This window comes from Plantactinospora sp. KLBMP9567 (assembly GCF_033446045.1).
In the GTDB taxonomy this organism is placed as follows: Bacteria; Actinomycetota; Actinomycetes; order Mycobacteriales; family Micromonosporaceae; genus Plantactinospora.
In genome coordinates, this window is the sequence record NZ_JAWQRR010000035.1 from 1 (window position 1) to 17,630 (window position 17,630).

11 protein-coding genes are annotated in these 17,630 nt (G+C 72.1%); 8 read left to right on the forward strand and 3 right to left on the reverse strand.

All coding sequences use genetic code 11. The features are described 5' to 3' along the window. Window positions 1-134 precede the first annotated feature (134 nt). A complete protein-coding gene (locus R6Y94_RS26305) occupies window positions 135-866 on the reverse strand; it encodes a hypothetical protein (RefSeq protein ID WP_318398537.1) in 732 nt (243 codons plus the stop codon). A gap of 69 nt (window positions 867-935) precedes the next feature. Between R6Y94_RS26305 and R6Y94_RS26310 the strand changes: the two genes are divergently transcribed. The 3 genes from R6Y94_RS26310 to R6Y94_RS26320 all read left to right on the forward strand — a co-directional run bounded on the left by R6Y94_RS26310 (window position 936) and on the right by R6Y94_RS26320 (window position 5,714). After that, the gene (locus tag R6Y94_RS26310; RefSeq protein WP_318398538.1) at window positions 936-3,578 is read left to right on the forward strand and encodes a valine--tRNA ligase; all 2,643 of its coding nucleotides are present in this window, start codon (window positions 936-938) and stop codon (window positions 3,576-3,578) included. Between the two features lie 367 nt (window positions 3,579-3,945). Beyond that, a complete protein-coding gene (locus R6Y94_RS26315) occupies window positions 3,946-5,217 on the forward strand; it encodes a folylpolyglutamate synthase/dihydrofolate synthase family protein (protein ID WP_318398562.1) in 1,272 nt (423 codons plus the stop codon). Next, window positions 5,214-5,714: a DUF4233 domain-containing protein gene (locus R6Y94_RS26320; RefSeq protein WP_318398539.1), complete on the forward strand. Its 501-nt coding sequence runs from the start codon at window positions 5,214-5,216 to the stop codon at window positions 5,712-5,714. The genes R6Y94_RS26315 and R6Y94_RS26320 overlap by 4 nt, the downstream gene beginning before the upstream one ends. Window positions 5,715-5,728: 14 nt before the next feature. On the opposite strand, the gene R6Y94_RS26325 is transcribed toward R6Y94_RS26320, so the two are convergent. Then, window positions 5,729-7,423 (reverse strand): VOC family protein, encoded by a 1,695-nt coding sequence (locus R6Y94_RS26325; RefSeq protein WP_318398540.1) that lies wholly within the window; start codon window positions 7,421-7,423, stop codon window positions 5,729-5,731. Window positions 7,424-7,617: 194 nt separating this feature from the next. Between R6Y94_RS26325 and ndk the strand changes: the two genes are divergently transcribed. The 3 genes from ndk (at window position 7,618) to R6Y94_RS26340 (ending at window position 12,447) form a co-directional block, all read left to right on the forward strand. Beyond that, the gene (gene ndk, locus R6Y94_RS26330) at window positions 7,618-8,043 is read left to right on the forward strand and encodes a nucleoside-diphosphate kinase (RefSeq protein WP_318398541.1); all 426 of its coding nucleotides are present in this window, start codon (window positions 7,618-7,620) and stop codon (window positions 8,041-8,043) included. A 391-nt stretch (window positions 8,044-8,434) separates the two neighbouring features. After that, complete coding sequence (gene ileS, locus R6Y94_RS26335; RefSeq protein ID WP_318398542.1) at window positions 8,435-11,632, forward strand: isoleucine--tRNA ligase; 3,198 nt, start codon at window positions 8,435-8,437, stop codon at window positions 11,630-11,632. 128 nt (window positions 11,633-11,760) lie between these two features. Further along, complete coding sequence (locus R6Y94_RS26340; protein WP_318398543.1) at window positions 11,761-12,447, forward strand: lysophospholipid acyltransferase family protein; 687 nt, start codon at window positions 11,761-11,763, stop codon at window positions 12,445-12,447. Window positions 12,448-12,519: 72 nt separating this feature from the next. Here R6Y94_RS26340 and R6Y94_RS26345 read toward each other — a convergent pair whose 3' ends face one another. Then, the gene (locus R6Y94_RS26345) at window positions 12,520-14,460 is read right to left on the reverse strand and encodes a hypothetical protein (RefSeq protein WP_318398544.1); all 1,941 of its coding nucleotides are present in this window, start codon (window positions 14,458-14,460) and stop codon (window positions 12,520-12,522) included. Window positions 14,461-14,695: 235 nt separating this feature from the next. Between R6Y94_RS26345 and R6Y94_RS26350 the strand changes: the two genes are divergently transcribed. Further along, window positions 14,696-16,684: a TIGR03960 family B12-binding radical SAM protein gene (locus R6Y94_RS26350; RefSeq protein ID WP_318398545.1), complete on the forward strand. Its 1,989-nt coding sequence runs from the start codon at window positions 14,696-14,698 to the stop codon at window positions 16,682-16,684. Between the two features lie 132 nt (window positions 16,685-16,816). After that, window positions 16,817-17,563: a TIGR03936 family radical SAM-associated protein gene (locus tag R6Y94_RS26355; protein WP_318398563.1), complete on the forward strand. Its 747-nt coding sequence runs from the start codon at window positions 16,817-16,819 to the stop codon at window positions 17,561-17,563. Window positions 17,564-17,630: the final 67 nt, after the last annotated feature.

The window sequence follows — 17,630 nt, forward strand, 5'->3', positions numbered from 1 at the left end:
AGAGTAAGACGCCGCCGGACATCTTCTACGAAGTGGCGCCACCCTCAGGGGTGGCGCCACTCGTGTTTTACCCGGCCGGTCTACGGCTAGGGGATTGGCCGGTTCCCACGGCCCCGACCACACCCCGCAGCAGATCAGTCCCGGCTCTGGACGGTGTCCCGGATATCGCGAAGCAGCGCCGCGGACTCGTCGAGGGAACGGCCCGGGAACATGCCCATCGCGATGCTGCCGTGGTCGGCCCAGCCACAGAAGACGAGCTGCCCGTCCCGGATCGGGGCAGTACCGCACTTCATGACCCCGCCGAGCACACCGGCATCCACCTCGTGGACGCCGGCAACCGTACTGTCCTCCTCGGAAGCCAGGTCGAAAAGGCGGTCCAGATCCCGTTCGGGCTGCCAGACGAGGGTCGTACCTCCGAAGAGCAGGACGCTGCGGTCCGGGCCGGCCGGGTCGGCGTAGACGGCGCCGAAGCTCTCGGCGAAGTTGATCTCGGCGTTGACGGCGGTGCGGAGGTACTCGATGGTCGCCCGGGCACCCTCGCTCTCGTCCCGGGTGAGACCGGCGACCTCGACCGGAGCGGCGAGGGTGGCGTCCTTCTGCTGCAGGATCCGCCAGCTCACGCTGCCGAGGACGGCGGCTCCGGCGAGGGTGACCGCGAGCACCGAGCCGAGGACGATTTTCCGACGCCGGGACGACGGCCGGCCACCCGGTCCGCCCGGGCCAGGCTCGGCATCGTGCGCCGGAGTGATGTCGACCGCCTCGGCGTCCCGGCCGACCGAATGGTCCAGCACGATCGGCTCCGACGTGATCTCGATGGCGCCGGAATCGGCCGTGACTCGCCGATCGGTGCGGGGGGCATCGGACATAGCCGCCACCGTACGCGACCGGGAGGTGGCGCACGACGGGCCTGGCACGCAGGCTCGTAGACTTCGAGGGTGACCGAGACTCTGGATGCGAACCGCGCCCCGGCCCCGACCCTTTCCGCCCAGTACCAGCCGGGCGAGGTAGAAGGTCGGCGGTACGAGGAATGGGTAGCGGCGGGGCGTTTCCGGGCCTCGGCCGACACCGACAAGCCGCCGTTCACCATCGTCATCCCGCCGCCGAACGTGACCGGCTCACTGCACATGGGCCACGCCTTCGAGCACACCCTGATGGACGCGCTCACCCGGCGGCGACGGATGCAGGGCTACGAGGCGCTCTGGCTGCCCGGAATGGACCATGCCGGCATCGCCACCCAGAACCTGGTCGAACGTCAGCTCGCCAGCGAGGGGCTGTCCCGGCACGACCTGGGCCGGGAGAAGTTCGTCGAGCGGGTCTGGAAGTGGAAGGCCGAGTCGGGCGGCAAGATCCTCGGCCAGATGCGCCGGCTCGGCGACTCCGTGGACTGGGACCGCGAGCGCTTCACCATGGACGAGGGACTCTCCCGGGCGGTACAGACGATCTTCAAGAAGCTGTACGACGACGGCCTGATCTACCGCGCGGAGCGGATCATCAACTGGTGCCCGCGCTGCCTCACCGCCCTGTCGGACATCGAGGTGGAGCACACCGACGACGACGGCGAACTCGTCTCGATCCGGTACAGCGACGACGTGGTCGTTGCCACCACCCGGGCCGAGACCATGCTCGGTGACACGGCCGTCGCGGTACACCCGGAGGACGAGCGGTACAAGCACCTGATCGGCACCGAGGTGGAGCTGCCGCTGACTGGGCGGCGGATCCCGATCGTCGGTGACGAGCACGTCGACCCGAGCTTCGGCACCGGCATGGTCAAGGTGACCCCGGCGCACGACCCGAACGACTTCGAGATCGGCCAGCGGCACGACCTGCCGTCCCTGACGGTGATGGACGAGCGGGGCGTCATCACCGCGCCCGGCCCGTTCCAGGGACTCGACCGGTTCGAGGCCCGGCCGGCGATCGTCGCCGCGCTACGCGAGCAGGGCCGGATCGTCGCCGAGAAGCGGCCGTACGTGCACGCGGTGGGGCACTGCTCGCGGTGCCGGACGACGGTGGAGCCCCGGCTGTCGTTGCAGTGGTTCGTCAACACCGGACCGCTGGCCCGGGCGGCCGGCGACGCGGTGCGGGACGGCCGGGTCAAGATCGAACCCGCCGACATGGCCAAGCGGTACTTCGCCTGGGTCGACAACATGCACGACTGGTGCATCTCCCGGCAGCTCTGGTGGGGGCACCGAATCCCGGTCTGGTACGGCCCGGACGGCGAGGTGCGCTGCGTCGGCCCGGACGAGGAACCGCCGACCGGCGACGGCTGGCACCAGGATCTCGACGTGCTGGACACCTGGTTCTCCAGCGCACTCTGGCCGTTCTCCACGCTCGGCTGGCCGGAGCAGACACCCGACCTGGCGAAGTTCTATCCGACCAGCGTGCTGGTGACCGGCTACGACATCCTGTTCTTCTGGGTCGCCCGGATGATGATGTTCGGCCTGTACGCGATGGACGGCCGGCAGCCGTTCGACGTGATCGCCCTGCACGGCATGGTGCGCGACCAGTACGGCAAGAAGATGTCGAAGTCCTTCGGCAACGTGGTCGACCCGCTGGACTGGATCGAGCGGTACGGCGCCGACGCCACCCGGTTCACCCTGGCCCGGGGCGCCAACCCCGGCCAGGATGTCCCGGTCAGCGACGAGTGGTGTCAGGGCTCCCGCAACTTCTGCAACAAGCTCTGGAACGCCACCCGGTTCGCCCTGATGAACGGCGCGCACGTGGCCGGCGAGCTGCCCGAGCCGGGCCGCCTGTCGACCGTGGACCGGTGGATCCTGTCCCGGTTGCAGCAGGTCACCGCCGAGGTGGACGAGCAGTTCGAGGCGTACGAGTTCGCCAAGGTCTGCGACGTCCTCTACCACTTCGCCTGGGACGACGTCTGCGACTGGTACGTCGAGCTGGCCAAACCGGTGCTGGCCGCCGGCGGTGAGCCGGCCGAGGTCACCCGCCGGGTGCTCGGACACGTGCTCGACCGGCTGCTCCGGCTGCTGCACCCGGTGGTGCCGTTCGTCACCGACGAGCTCTGGACCGCGCTGGCCGGTACCGAGAACGCCGGCTCCGGCCCGGCCGGGCCGTCGGTGATGACCGCCGCCTGGCCGGTGGCCGTGCCGGCGCTGCGCGACGAGGCGGCGGAGCGCGAGGTGGCCGAACTCCAGCGGGTGGTCACCGAGATCCGCCGGTTCCGTTCCGACCAGGGGCTGCGCCCGGCGCAGCGGGTGGCGGCCCGGCTCGACGGGCTCGCCGGAGCCGGCATCGCCGCGCACGAGCCGCTGATCCGCTCGCTGGTCCGGCTGGACGCGGCGGCCCCGGACTTCCGGGCCAGTGCCACCCTCGCCGTCTCCGGCGCGGTGACGGTGGCCCTGGACACCCGGGGTTCGATCGACGTCGCCGCCGAGCGGGCCCGGCTGACCAAGGACCGGGCGGCGGCGGAGAAGGAGATCGGCCAGGCCCGGGCGAAGCTCGACAACCCGGCCTTCCTCGACAAGGCGCCGGCCCCGGTGGTCGACAAGATCAGGGACCGGCTGGCGGCCGCCGAGGCGGACCTGGAGCGGATCGCCGCCGCCCTCGCGGCACTCGGTTGACCGGTAGCGGGGTGCGGACCGAGAGCGGGCGGACGGTGCGGGCGCGGATGCCGGTGCCGGGCGCGGATGCCGTGCCGGTGCGAGCGGGTGCGGGTGCGGGTGCGGACCGAGGGTGTGCGGGTGCGAGAAGGCGGTGTGCGGGTGCGAGAAGGCGGTGTGCGGGTGCGAGAAGGCGGTGTGCGGTGGTCAGGGCGCGGCGGTCGAGTACAGGGCGGTCGAGGGCTTGGCGGTCGAGAGTCTGACGGTCCGGCGGAACGGGTGGGGAGCGTACGGTGCGGGGGCGAGGATCGCGGTGAGTGAGCGCGCGGAGCGGGCGGCCGAGTTCGCCCAGGTCGAGGCGGAACTGTCCAGCCGCGGCTACACCCGGATGGTCTTCGACCTCGGGCGGATCGAGGAACTGCTCGACGTGCTCGGCAGCCCGCAGCGGGCGTACCCGGCGATCCATCTGACCGGCACCAACGGCAAGACGTCGACGGCCCGGATGATCGACTCGCTGCTCCGGGCCTTCGGCTTGCACACCGGCCGGTACACCAGCCCGCATCTGGAGACCGTGCGGGAGCGGATCAGCCTGGACGGCGAGTCGATCGGCGAGGACCGTTTCGTCTCGGTCTACCGCGAGGTGGCGCCGCTGGCCCGGCTCGTCGACGAGCGCGCCGACGAGCCGTTGACGTACTTCGACATGACCACGGCGCTCGCCTTCGCCACCTTTGCCGACGCGCCGGTCGACGTGGCGGTGGTCGAGGTCGGCCTCGGCGGTGCGGAGGACTCCACCAACGTGCTGAGCGCCGGAATCGCGGTGATCACCCCGATCGGGCTCGACCACACCGAGTGGCTCGGGGACACCATCGGAGACATCGCGCTGGCCAAGGCGGGGATCATCCACAAGGGCGCGACCGTGATCTCGGCGGTCCAGCCGGAGGAGGCCGCCGAACCGATCCTGGAGCGCTGCGCCGAGGTCGGCGCCACCATCGCTCGGGAGGGCGGCGAGTTCGGCGTACTGCGCCGGAGCATGGCCGTGGGCGGCCAGGTGCTCTCGTTGCAGGGCCTCGGCGGGGTCTACGACAACGTCTTCGTACCCCTGCACGGGGCACACCAGGCGCAGAACGCCGCGATCGCGCTCGCCGCCGTCGAGGCGTTCCTCGGCGCGGGCGCGTCCCGCCAGCTCGACGTCGAGACCGTCCGGCAGGGCTTCGCCACCGCCGACTCACCTGGCCGGCTGGAGCGGGTCCGGTCCGCCCCGACGATCCTGCTGGACGGGGCGCACAACCCGCACGGCATGGCGGCCACCGTCACCGCGCTCCAGGAGGAGTTCGCGTTCAGCCGGCTGATCGCGCTGGTCGGCGTACTCGAGGACAAGGACGCGGCAAGTCTGCTCGAACTGCTCGAACCGGTGGTCGACGCGGTCGTGGTGACCGGGAACAGCTCGCCCCGGGCGATGCCGGTCGCGGAACTCGGTGAACTCGCGGTCGAGGTCTTCGGGCCGGACCGGGTCGAGGTGGCTCCGGATCTGCCGGACGCGATCGAGGCCGCCGTGGCGCTGGCCGAGTCCGACGTGCAGGGGGAGTTGAGCGGGGTGGGTGTGCTGGTCACCGGATCGGTGGTCACCGTGGCCGACGCGCGACGGCTGTTGAAGCGGTGAGCGCCCCGGACGAGGCGGCGAACCGGGCCGGCCGTACCGGGCCGGCAGCCGGCTCTGCGGAGCCCTCCGGCCGGGTCGAGGACGACGGGCCGGCTGGCACGGCCAGCTCCGCCGGCTCGACGGGTACGGCCGCCGGCTCGACGGGTACGCCAGGCGGCCGGCCTTCCGGACTGCGGGACCCGGACCGGGCGGTACGCGGCCTCGGCGCCCTCACGCTGAGCGTCGAGACACTGGTGCTGCTGCTCGCGATCCAGCCGATCAGACTGCTCGGCGGCGACCTGGGCGGCAGCGCCATCGGGGTGGTCGTCGGGCTCGCCATGCTGGCGGTCGTGCTGGCCGGCTGCCTGCGCCGGCCGTGGGCCTGGCACGCCGCCACCGTCCTGCAGGGGCTGTTGCTGCTCGCTGGCTTTCTGCACTGGTCACTCGGCGCACTGGGGCTGATCTTCGCCGGGGTCTGGGCGTACGTGCTGCACGTCCGCCGGGCCATCCTCGGCTGACCCGGCCCGCCGGCTCAGCCGGTGGCCCGGCTCCGCCACTGGGTGAGGGCGATCCCGTGCCCGTCCGGGTCCCGGAACGCGGCGGCCCAGAGTTCGAGTTTGGCGCCCCGGTTGACCGCCCGGGGGGCGTAGGTGAACTTCACGCCCTTGGCGAGGAGTTCCTCGTAGAACGAGGTGACGTCGTTCACCTCGAGATTGAGGTGGACCAGCCGCCGGTTGATCGGGGCCACCTCGCGGATCGCCCGCAGCACCAGCCGGGTCGCCCCGGAGGCGAGGATGGCGTTGCCCTCGCCGCCGTCGATCTCGAAGAAGCCGAGCAGGTCCCGGTAGAACGCGATCGACCGTTCGAGGTCGGTGACCAGCAGGGTGATCCCGACCCCGGCGATCGGGCCGGAGCCGCCGAGCCGGGCCGGCGGCTGGGTGGCGATCAGGTCGGCCAGGATCGCCTCGTCGTCCGAGGGGGCCGCGAGGTCGTCGCGCGGCGCCGCGCCGGCCCGCAGGTCGAGGTCCGGGTCGAGGTCCGCGTCTGGGTCGAGGTCCGGGTCGGGATCGTCCAGCGAGATGTCGATCTCGTCGGTGTCGGCCGGGCCGGTGCCGCCGGTACCGGGGGTGGTGGCCGACCGGCTGGAGTCCGCCGCCGTGGGCTCGGGGGCGGGTCGGGGCGACTCCAGGTCCGGTTCGGCCGGTGCCGGGCCGGCCGGCGGGACGTCAGCGGACCGGGCCTCCGGGACCGGCGGCGTCTCCAGCAGCCCGGTGCCGTCGCCACCGGTCCCGGTCGCCGGCACGTCCGGCTCGGCTGAGCGCGGCGCCGGTGGCGCGTCGGAGACCGGCGCGGCGGCGCCCGTGGCGCTGTCCCGGGTGTTCGAACCGGGCGCCGGGCGGGGGCGGCGGTTCCGGCCGCCCGGACCGGGGGTCGGCCGGGAGCGGCGGGGCAGCGGCGCGGTGGACGGCGGGTCCACCAGGGTCCCCTCCAGCACGATCGTCCCGCCCGGGGTCTGCCGCATCACCACCGGCTCCTCGCGGGACGTACCCCGGTCGTCCCGCAGCGGCTCCAGGTCGTTCCGCAGCGGCTCCAGGTCGTCCCGGAGCGGGGCGAGATCGTCCTCGGTCAGGTCCTCGGTGGCCGGCGCGCCGCCGGGCGGTGCGTCGGCGTACGGGTCGTCCCGTCCGCCCCGCGCCCACGGCGGCGCCTCCTGCTCGATCAGGATATCGTCGTCGCCCGGGTCGAAATCGTGGAACTCCGGCGGCAGGTCGCCGCTCGCCGCCGCCTCGGCGTGGGTCAGCACCTCGTCCCAGAGGATCCGGACGTGCCGCTGATCGTCGATCGCCACCATGATCGGCAGGGTGGCGCCCGGGTCCGGCCACTTCGACACCGGTACCCGGGGGTCGCGGATCCGCACCGAGCGGCCGGGCACTCCCGGCGCGTCGATCACGATCTGGAGTTCACACCGGCCGAAGGTCGACGAGGCGGGCGGCTCGGTGACGCTGTGCACGTGCCCGATGCCGGTCACCCAGGCCCGGGGACCACTGCGTACGGCGGTGAACGCGACGAGCGCGATGGCCAGGGCGAGCAGCGCCACTCCGAGTACGGCGATCGCCCAACTGCGCATCCCGAAGCCGAACAGGATGACGAAGGTGGCGAAGGTGCCCAGCACAGCGGCGACCAGCTTGCGCACCGGCGCGACCTGGCGGCGACGACCATCTGCCACAGTGGACCTCCCTGGTTAAGGCCAGGCTAGGCCGGATCTGGCGGGAATGGAACGACCCGCGGCCGGTGTGCGGCCTTCGCCGCCGGATCAGTCGGCGGTGAGCTGGCCGAACGTGCTGACCTCCGGCGTCGCGGCCGGACAGCGCCGACATACGCTGGCGGGGCCCAGCTCTCCGGCCGTACCAAGGGGTGTCCGTGGTCAGCAGCGATTCCGCCGAGCGTACCCTCGTATTGATCAAGCCCGACGCGGTGCGGCGGCGGCTGGTCAGCGAGATCCTCGGCCGGTTCGAGCGCAAGGGCCTCGGCATCGACGCGATGGTGCTGCGCCGGATGGACGACCGGCTCGCCGGCCTGCACTACGCCGAGCACGTGGCGGAGCCGTTCTATCCGGCGCTGCGGGAGTTCATGACCTCCGGGCCGCTGGTCGCGGTGGTGCTCTCCGGCTCCGGCGTGGTCGAGATGGTCCGCGGCCTGGTCGGCGCGACCGACGGGCGTCGGGCGGTCCCCGGCACGATCCGGGGTGACCTGGCCTGCTCCTCTCGGGAGAACCTGGTGCACGCGGCCGACTCGGTCGAGACCGCCCGTCGGGAGATCGCGCTCTGGTTCCCCGAGCTGACCTGACCCGCAGGTTCCCCGAGCTGACCCTACCCGCCGGCCGGTCGGCACGAATCGGTAGTCGGGTGGCGGGTGCGCCGGTCGGCGGCGGCGCCTCAGGCCCGGCGGTGGAGCCGGACGGGGATATCGGGTGGGGGGCGGCGCGGGGGTCGAGTATTGTTGACGGGCACAGGCATCGACCCGGCCATCACCGGCGAGCCTCCGGAAGAACGGGTGGAAACACCCCAGTAGAACCGGACGGGACCGGCCCGTCACAGCCGGCCAACGAGCGGGTGGTCGATCTCCGACCACCAAGCGGGGTGGTACCGCGGGCCCACCGGGGCGCCGGCTTCCGGCGTACCAGGGTTCGTCCTCGCAGACCACGGTCAGTGAGCTGCGACGAGGAGAGCGACCCGCGATGGCGTACCCGAAGAACGCCCCCGCCGGCACGGGCGTGCCGGCCAGTCCCGAGCTGCCGGTGGTCGAGCAGCGTGTGCTCGACCACTGGGTGGCCGACAAGACCTTCGAGGCCAGCGTCGAGGCCCGCGACCCCGGACCGGACGGCGCCAACGAGTACGTCTTCTACGACGGGCCGCCGTTCGCCAACGGCCTGCCGCACTACGGCCACCTGCTGACCGGCTATGTCAAGGACCTGGTGCCGCGCTACCAGACGATGCGCGGCCGGCGGGTGGAGCGGCGCTTCGGCTGGGACTGCCACGGCCTGCCGGCCGAGGTGGAGGCGGAGAAGCAGCTCGGGATCACCACCAAGGCGGAGATCCTCGACCTCGGTGTCGGGCGGTTCAACGACGCCTGCCGGACCTCGGTGCTGGCCTACACCCGGGACTGGGAGCGGTACGTCAACCGGCAGGCCCGGTGGGTCGACTTCGGCAACGACTACAAGACGCTCGACCTCAGCTACATGGAGAGCGTCATGTGGGCGTTCAAGCAGCTCCACACCAAGGGGCTGGTCTACGAGGGGTTCAGCGTGCTGGCGTACTGCTGGCGCTGCGAGACCCCGCTGTCGAACACCGAGACCCGGATGGACGACGTCTACCGGGACCGGCACGACCCGACGCTGACCGTCTGGTTCGAGCTGACCCCGGACGAGGACGCGCCGGAGCTGCTGCGCGGGCCGGTCCGGGTCGGCGTCTGGACCACCACGCCGTGGACCCTGCCCTCCAACCTTGCGCTCGCGGTCGGCCCGGACATCGAGTACGCGGTGCTGGAGCGGGACGGCCGGCGGCACGTCGTCGGCGCCGCCCGGCTCGGCGCGTACGCGAAGGAGCTGGACGGCTGGACCCAGGTCGGCACGGTGCACGGCCGGGACCTGGTCGGCCGCCGCTACACCCCGCTCTACGACTTTCTCGTCGAGCAGGGTGGGCCGAACGCCTACCAGGTGCTCGGCGCGGAGTTCGTCACCACCGAGGACGGCACCGGGGTGGTGCACCTGGCCCCGGCCTTCGGCGAGGACGACCAGAAGGCGTGCAACGCGGCCGGCATCCCGACCGTGGTGACCGTGGACGACCACACCCGGTTCACCGCGCTGGTCCCGCCGTACCAGGGTGAGCAGGTCTTCGACGTCAACAAGTCGGTGATCCGCGAGTTGAAGGAGCGCGGGGTGGTGCTCCGGCAGGACACCTACACCCACTCGTACCCGCACTGCTGGCGCTGCGACACCCCGCTGGTCTACAAGGCGGTCTCCTCCTGGTTCGTGGCGGTCACCAAGGTCAAGGACCGGATGCTGGAGCTGAACCAGCAGATCAACTGGACTCCGGGGCACGTCAGGGACGGCTCGTTCGGCAAGTGGCTGGCGAACGCCCGGGACTGGTCGATCAGCCGGAACCGGTTCTGGGGCTCGCCGATCCCGGTCTGGAAGTCGGACGACCCGCAGTATCCGCGGGTCGACGTCTACGGCTCGCTGGCCGAGCTGGAGGCCGACTTCGGGGAGCTTGCGACCGGAAGCGGTGAGCAGGGTGGCGTCAAGGTCACCGACCTGCACCGGCCGATGATCGACGAGCTGACCCGACCCAACCCGGACGACCCGACCGGGCGCTCCACCATGCGCCGGGTGCCGGAGGTGCTGGACTGCTGGTTCGAGTCCGGTTCGATGCCGTTCGCCCAGGTGCACTACCCGTTCGAGAACCGGGAGTGGTTCGAGCACCACTACCCCGGGGACTTCATCGTCGAGTACGTCCCGCAGGTGCGGGGCTGGTTCTACACCATGCACGTGCTGGCGACCGCGCTCTTCGACCGGCCGGCGTTCCGCAACGCCGTGGTGCACGGCATCGTGCTCGGCTCGGACGGGCGCAAGATGTCCAAGAGCCTGCGCAACTACCCGGACGTCTACGAGATGTTCGACAGCTACGGCTCGGACGCGATGCGCTGGACGCTGATGTCCTCGCCGGTGCTGCGCGGCGGGGACGTGGTGGTCAGCGAGACGACGATCCGGGACTCGGTACGCCAGGTGCTGCTGCCGTACTGGAACGTCTGGTACTTCTTCTCGCTCTACGCGAACGCGGAGGGATACTCCGCGGTCCGGCGTACCGACTCGACGCACCTGCTCGACCGGTACGTGCTGGCCAAGACCGGCGAGCTGGTCGAGGCGGTGCAGGGGCAGCTCGACGTCTACGACATCTCCGGCGCCTGCGGCACGGTCCGGTCGTTCCTGGACGCGCTGACCAACTGGTACGTCCGGCGGTCCCGGGACCGGTTCTGGTCCGGCGACCGGGACGCCTTCGACACCCTCTACACGGTGCTGGAGACGGTCAGCCGGGTGCTGGCCCCGCTGGCCCCGCTGACCGCCGAGGAGGTCTGGCGCGGGTTGACCGGGGAGCGGTCGGTGCACCTGACCGACTGGCCGGACGCCGCCGAGTTCCCGGCCGACCACGAGCTGGTGGCGGCGATGGACGCCACCCGCAACGTCGCCTCGGCGGCGCTCTCGCTGCGCAAGGCGAAGGGCCTGCGGGTCCGGCTGCCGCTGTCGTCGCTGACCGTGGCGACCCCGGCGGCGGAGACCCTGCGGCCGTTCGCCGACCTGATCGCGGACGAGGTCAACGTCAAGGCGGTGACCTTCAGCGACGAGCTGGCCAGCTACTGCGAGCAGGTGCTCACGGTGGTGCCCCGGGCGCTCGGGCCCCGGGTCGGCAAGCAGGTGCAGACCGTGATCAAGGCGGTCAAGGCCGGCGACTGGGTGCTGGTCGACGGGGTACCGGAGGCGGCCGGGGTCCGGCTGGAGGCCGGCGAGTACGAGCTGAAGCTGGTGCCCGCCGACGCCGAGCACTCCGCGCCGCTGCCCGGTGGGGAGGGCGTGGTGGTGCTGGACACCGCCGTCACCCCGGAGCTCGCCGCCGAGGGGCTGGCCCGGGACGTCGTACGGGTGGTGCAGCAGGCCCGCCGGGACGCCGGGCTGGACGTGTCGGACCGGATCGACGTGCTGCTCGCCGCCCCGGCGGAGGTGGCCGCGGCGGTCGAGGCGTACCGGGACTTCGTGGCCCGGGAGGTGCTGGCCGACTCGATCGGCTTCGCCGGTGAGGTCGACTCCGCCGACCAGGTCGACGGCTTCGCCGGTGAGGTCGGCGAGGGCGACCGGGTGACGGTGGCGGTACGCCGCCGCTGAGGACTCCCGGGGCGTCGCCGGGTGCCGCCCGACCGGTCCGGACAGGTGATCGAGACGGTCACCTACGCGGACCGGTCGGGCGTCGGTTAACGTGACAGCGCCTGACTACCTTGACCGCCGGAGGTCCCGTGCCGCTGCTCTACACCATCGGCCAGTACACCGTCGGCACCGCGATGCGGGTTGCCTGGCGTCCGACCGTGGAGGGCCTGGAGAACGTCCCCGCGACCGGCGGCGCGATCTTCGCGGGCAACCACCTCTCGGTCGCCGACGAGTTGTTCCTCGGCTCGGTGGTGCCCCGGCACCTCGCCTTCTGGGCCAAGTCCGAATACTTCACCGGCACCGGGCTGCGCGGCTGGGTCACCCGCTCGGTGATCAGCGGGCTCGGCGCGATCCGGGTGGAACGGGCCGGAGGCCGGGCCGCGCTTTCCGCGTTCGACGGGGCGATCCCGGTGCTGCGCGCCGGTGACCTGGTGGCGATCTATCCGGAGGGCACCCGGTCACCGGACGGGCGGCTCTACCGGGGGCGTACCGGGGTGGCCCGGCTGGCGCTGGCCGCCGAGGTGCCGGTGATCCCGGTCGGGATGATCGGCACCGAGCGGGTGCAGCCGATCGGGGCCCGGCTGCCCCGGCTCGGCACCGGCAAGGTGATCGTCCGGTTCGGCAAGCCGATGGACTTCGTCGGACGCCCGACGGACCGGACCTCGCTGCGGCAGATCACCGACGACATCATGACGGAGATCCAGAAGCTGACCGGGCAGGAGTACGTGCCCCGGTACGCGCCGGCCCGCAACGGGGCCGAGAACGGCGGTTCGTAGGCCGCCGTCGGTCCGTGGCCGCTGGCTGCCGGCCGCCGCCCGTCGGTGCGGCGGCGGCTGCCTGGAGCGGGCTCATCCCGTACTCGCGCTGCCGCTACCCGAGCCGACCGGGTCGCGCACGATGATGCTGTCGCGCAGCGTGCTGAGCAGCTCGGAGCTGTCCGCTATCGACAGCCGGGTGAACAGCGCGGTGGCCGAGCTGCCGTGGTCCGCCCACGTGCAGACCACCACCTCGTCGCCATCGGCCTCGCCCGTGCCGCAACTGCGGTACTCGCCGCGTACGCCGGTCGGCACCGGCTCGACCGAGGTGACTCCGTACTCGTTCTGGAGCCGGGTGACCTCCTCCTGTACCGCCGACTCGGGACTGAGCCGGAAGCCGGTGCTGCCGAAGATGATCACCTGCTTGCCGTTCGAGGTCCGGTAGACCCCGGCGAACGCCTCGCCGTCGGTGAACCAGCTCCGCCCCTGTACCTCCCGCTTCAACTGCTCGGCGGTCTTCCTGCCGGCCGCGTTGTCCAGCAGTTGCAGGTCCAGTACCTCGCTCGGTAGCGGATCCACCGGCGAGGCCGGGTACTGGTCCCAGATCGGCTTGGCGTAGTACGCCGGAACGCCGCAGCAGCAGGCGATGGTGAGCAGGGTGAGCGTGAACATCACCCTGGGCCAGCGCCGGCGGCGGCGTACCGGAGGAAGGGGGGCGGGCGGTGGCTTCCGGACCGGTGGCGCCTCCGGCCGGCGCCGCTGTTTCGCCGGTCGGGGCGGAGCGACCGGTGGCGGCGGCTGCTTCCGTGGTGCGGGCGGGGCCGGCGGTCGGGCGGCCCGCGCCGGCGGTGGCGGTGGCGGTGGCGCCGCGTGTGGTGGCGGCGCTGGTGGCCGTGGCCCCGCCGGTGGGGGCGCCGTCGTGCGCGGCGGTGGCGGTGGACCGGTCGGCGCGGGGAAACGCCGGGTCACCGGCAACTGTCGGGCCGGCGGCGGGCTGACCGGTGCGTCGTAGCCGACCGGCGGATGACTCGCCGCTCCCTGGTGGCCACCGACCGGCGGGTACGCGTCCCACGGGTCGTCGGCGGCACCGGCCCAGGGGTCGACCGGGGTGGGGATCTCGTCCGCCTCGACCTCCGGCATCCGCAGGGTCGGATCGGCCGGTCGGGTACGGGCCGTCGGTGCCGCCGGAACGTCCGCCTCCTCGGCATCGCCAAGGAGCCAGCGACGCTTGCGCGGCCGGGGCGGTGGTACGGCCGCAGAGCCGGTCCAGCGTGGCGCTGCGACCCGGGTCGGGGCCGGCCCGTCGTCCTCGGACGGCAACGCCGGCACACCGCCCTCGGCCGGAACCGAGCCGCTATCGTCGTCGGCGGGCCGGTCGATCCGGGTGGCGTCGGGTGGCGGGGTACGGCGGGTGGGTGTGTCGTCGTCGGCGGCCGGCGGTCCGTCCGGTGCCGCATGCTCGGTGGCGGCTGCGCGCGGCGAGTCTTCGGTCGCGGCAGGTTCGGTGGCGGCTGCCGGCTGTGGCTTTTCGGCTGGGGACCCTTCGTCGCCGGCGGCCGGTGCTGGCGCGGTGTGCACGGAGTCGGCCGGTGACGTGGGGTACGCGGTGACAGTGGCACCGGGTGGCGGCGTGGGCAGGGTCGGTTGGTCGAGGTCGGCGTCGCCGGACCCGTCCGGTTCCGGTTCCACCGGGACGTCCACGGCCGTGTCGTCCGGCTCACCGGCGTGACCGTGCTCGTCACCGGCGTGACCGTGCTCGTCACCGGCGTGACCGTGCTCGTCACCGGCGTGACCGTGCTCGTCACCGGCGTGACCGTGCTCGTCACCGGCGTGACCGTGCTCGTCGCCGGCCTGGCCGTGCTCGTTGCCGGCGGCCTGACCGTGCTGCTGGTCGCCGGTTCGGCCGTGCTGCTGGTCAGCGGCCCGAGTGTGCTGGTCGCCGGATGCCACGGTCGCCGATCCCTCGGCCGGGGGCGGCCCGGCCGGCGTGGCTCGGCCCGCCGGTGCGGTCTCCTCCGGCTGCGGCTGGGACATTGTGCGGGTCTCCTCTCGCGCCCGTTCGAGGTTAGTACCGCCCGACCAACCGGTCGTTCCGCGCCGGATCGTACGAGTGTCGCCGACGGCGGGGGAAATCGCGGCGAGCCGGCACGTGGGGGGCTTTCCGGCGGAAACTCCGCACTCGGCGGGCGCGGGGACTACCGGACCGGGGCTCGGGTGTGACGCGTACTCTGGATGGTTGGTGTTCCAACCGAGTGTCCCGGGAGGTTCCATGAGCGCCGCGTCGTCCGCCGCGGAAAGGTCAGCGGCGATGACGGTCTGGCCGCAGCTCGAGCAGTTGCTGCCCCAGGTCAGCAAGCCGATCCAGTACGTCGGCGGCGAACTGGGCGCGGTGGTGAAGGACTGGGAGTCGGCGGTCGTCCGTTGGGCGCTGATGTATCCAGACGCGTACGAGGTGGGCCTGCCGAACCAGGGGGTGCAGATCCTCTACGAGGTGCTCAACGAACTGCCGGACGTACTGGCCGAGCGGACGTACGCGGTCTGGCCGGACCTGGAGCGGCTGATGCGGGCCGAGGGCGTGCCGCAGTTCACCGTCGAGGCGCACCGGCCGGTCGGCGCGTTCGACCTGTTCGGGATCTCGTTCGCCACCGAACTCGGCTACACCAACCTGCTCACCGCGATCGACCTGGCCGGCATCCCGCTGCTCTCCGCCGACCGCACCGACGAGCACCCGGTGGTGGTGGCCGGCGGGCACGCCGCGTTCAACCCGGAGCCGATCGCCGACTTCCTCGACGCGGCGGTGCTCGGCGACGGCGAGGAAGCGGTCCTGGAGATCACCGAGATCGTCCGGGCCTGGAAGGTGGAGGGCAGCCCTGGCGGGCGGGACGAACTGCTGCTCCGGCTGGCCCGGACCGAGAGCGTCTACGTGCCGCGCTTCTACGACGTCGACTATCTGCCGGACGGTCGGATCCAGCGGGTCGTGCCGAACCGGGCGGACGTGCCGTTCCGGGTACACAAGCGGACGACGATGGACCTGGACGCCTGGCCGTACCCGAAGAAGCCGATCGTGCCGCTCGCCGAGACGGTGCACGAGCGGTACGCGGTGGAGATCTTCCGGGGTTGCACCCGGGGCTGCCGGTTCTGCCAGGCGGGCATGATCACCCGGCCGGTCCGGGAACGCTCCATCACCACGGTGGGCCAGATGGTGCGGGACGGCCTCGAATACTCGGGCTTTTCCGAGGTGGGGCTGCTGTCGCTGTCGTCGGCCGACCACTCGGAGATCGGCGACATGTGCTCCGGCCTGGCCCAGCAGTACGAGGGCACCAACGTCTCGCTCTCGCTGCCGTCGACCCGGGTCGACGCGTTCAACATCGACCTGGCCCAGGAACTGTCCCGCAACGGCCGGCGTACCGGGCTCACCTTCGCCCCGGAGGGCGGCTCGGAGCGGATCCGCAAGGTGATCAACAAGATGGTGTCCGAGGAGGACCTCATCCGGACCGTGGTCACCGCCTACACCAACGGGTGGCGGCAGGTGAAGCTCTATTTCATGTGCGGGCTGCCCACCGAGGAAGACGAGGACGTCCTCCAGATCGCCCGGCTCGCGCACGAGGTGATCAAGGCCGGGCGGGCGGCCACCGGCTCCAAGGACATCCGCTGCACGGTCTCGATCGGCGGATTCGTACCCAAGCCGCACACCCCGTTCCAGTGGGCCCGGATGGAGCGGCCCGAGGTGATCGACAACCGGCTCAAGCTGCTCAAGCAGGCGATCAACTCCGACCGGTCGCTCGGCCGGGCGATCGGTTACCGCTATCACGATGGCGAGCCCTCGCTGATCGAGGGGCTGCTCAGCAGGGGTGACCGGCGGGTCGGTGCGGTGATCCGGCGGGTCTGGGAGAACGGCGGCCGGTTCGACGGCTGGAGCGAGCACTTCTCCTACCAGCGCTGGGTGGACGCCGCCGCCGAGGTGCTGCCGGCCTTCGGGGTGGACCTCGACTGGTACACGGTCCGGGAGCGGGAGCAGGCCGAGGTGCTGCCCTGGGACCACCTCGACTCCGGGCTGGACAAGGACTGGCTCTGGCAGGACTGGCAGGACGCCCTGACCGAGTACGAGCAGGACGACTGCCGGTGGACCCCGTGCTTCGACTGCGGCGTCTGCCCGTCCATGGACACCGAGATCCAGATCGGCCCGACCGGCAAGAAGTTGCTGCCGCTGACGCCGGTGAACACCGGCCTGCGGATGCCGGCCGGCACCGGACACTGACCCCCGACCGTTCCCCCGGAGCAGCCCGCTCCCGGGAGAACGGCCCACCCTGACCATTATCCGAGGAGCGGCACGATCAGCAGGAAACCACAGCCGGAGGGCGGCCAGGCGCCGGTCGTACAGCGGATCCGGATCAGGTACGCCAAGCGTGGGCCGCTGCGGTTCACCTCGCACCGGGACTTCGCCCGGGCCTTCGAGCGCGCGTTGCGCCGGGCCGGCGTGCCGGTGGCGTTCTCCCAGGGCTTCACCCCGCACCCGAAGATCTCCTACGCCAGCGCGGCCCCGACCGGGGTGGCCAGCGAGGCGGAGTACCTGGAGATCGGGCTCCAGCGGCTGGTGGATCCGGCCGATCTCCGTGCCGCCCTGGACGCGGTGCTCTCGCCCGGACTCGACGTACTGGACGCGGTGGTGGCCGGCGGCGGCAGCCTGGCCGACCGGATCGACGCCTCGCGCTGGCGGGTCGAACTGCCCGGTGTCGCGCCGGACGTCGCCCGCGCCGCCGTGTCGACCTTTCTGGCCGCCTCCGAGGTGCTCGTCGAGCGGATGACCAAGCAGGGCCGACGCGTTTTCGACACCCGGGCCGCTGTCACGGCCATCGATGTGATCGAGGGGACCGAGGCACCTTCCGGGGTCGCGGGCGTACCGTGTGCGATACTCGAAGTGGTCGTGCGGCAGGTCACCCCGTCCGTACGACCCGATGACGTCCTTTCCGGCCTCCGCGTGGTGGCCGACCTGGAGCCGCCGGTGCCGCCGAGGGCGACCCGGCTGGCGCAGGGCACGCTGACCGCGCAGGGGGAGATCGTCGATCCGTTGGAGGCGGATCGCGACGGGACCGCCATCGGCGAACGCCAGCCGGAAGTCCGGCCGGCGGTCAGGTAGGCAGACTTCGGCGACCCGGTCACCTCGACGCGTCACCGGAAATACTTTGCGGCAACCCTGCGTGGCA

What these genes read in the sequence shown, in the direction of transcription:
- R6Y94_RS26305 (WP_318398537.1), bottom strand. Translation starts at nt 866, where the DNA reads ATGTCCGATGCCCCCCGCACCGATCGGCGAGTCACGGCCGATTCCGGC.
- R6Y94_RS26315 (WP_318398562.1), top strand. Translation starts at nt 3,946, where the DNA reads ATGGTCTTCGACCTCGGGCGGATCGAGGAACTGCTCGACGTGCTCGGC.
- ileS (WP_318398542.1), top strand. Translation starts at nt 8,435, where the DNA reads ATGGCGTACCCGAAGAACGCCCCCGCCGGCACGGGCGTGCCGGCCAGT.
- R6Y94_RS26345 (WP_318398544.1), bottom strand. Translation starts at nt 14,460, where the DNA reads ATGTCCCAGCCGCAGCCGGAGGAGACCGCACCGGCGGGCCGAGCCACG.
- R6Y94_RS26350 (WP_318398545.1), top strand. Translation starts at nt 14,696, where the DNA reads ATGAGCGCCGCGTCGTCCGCCGCGGAAAGGTCAGCGGCGATGACGGTC.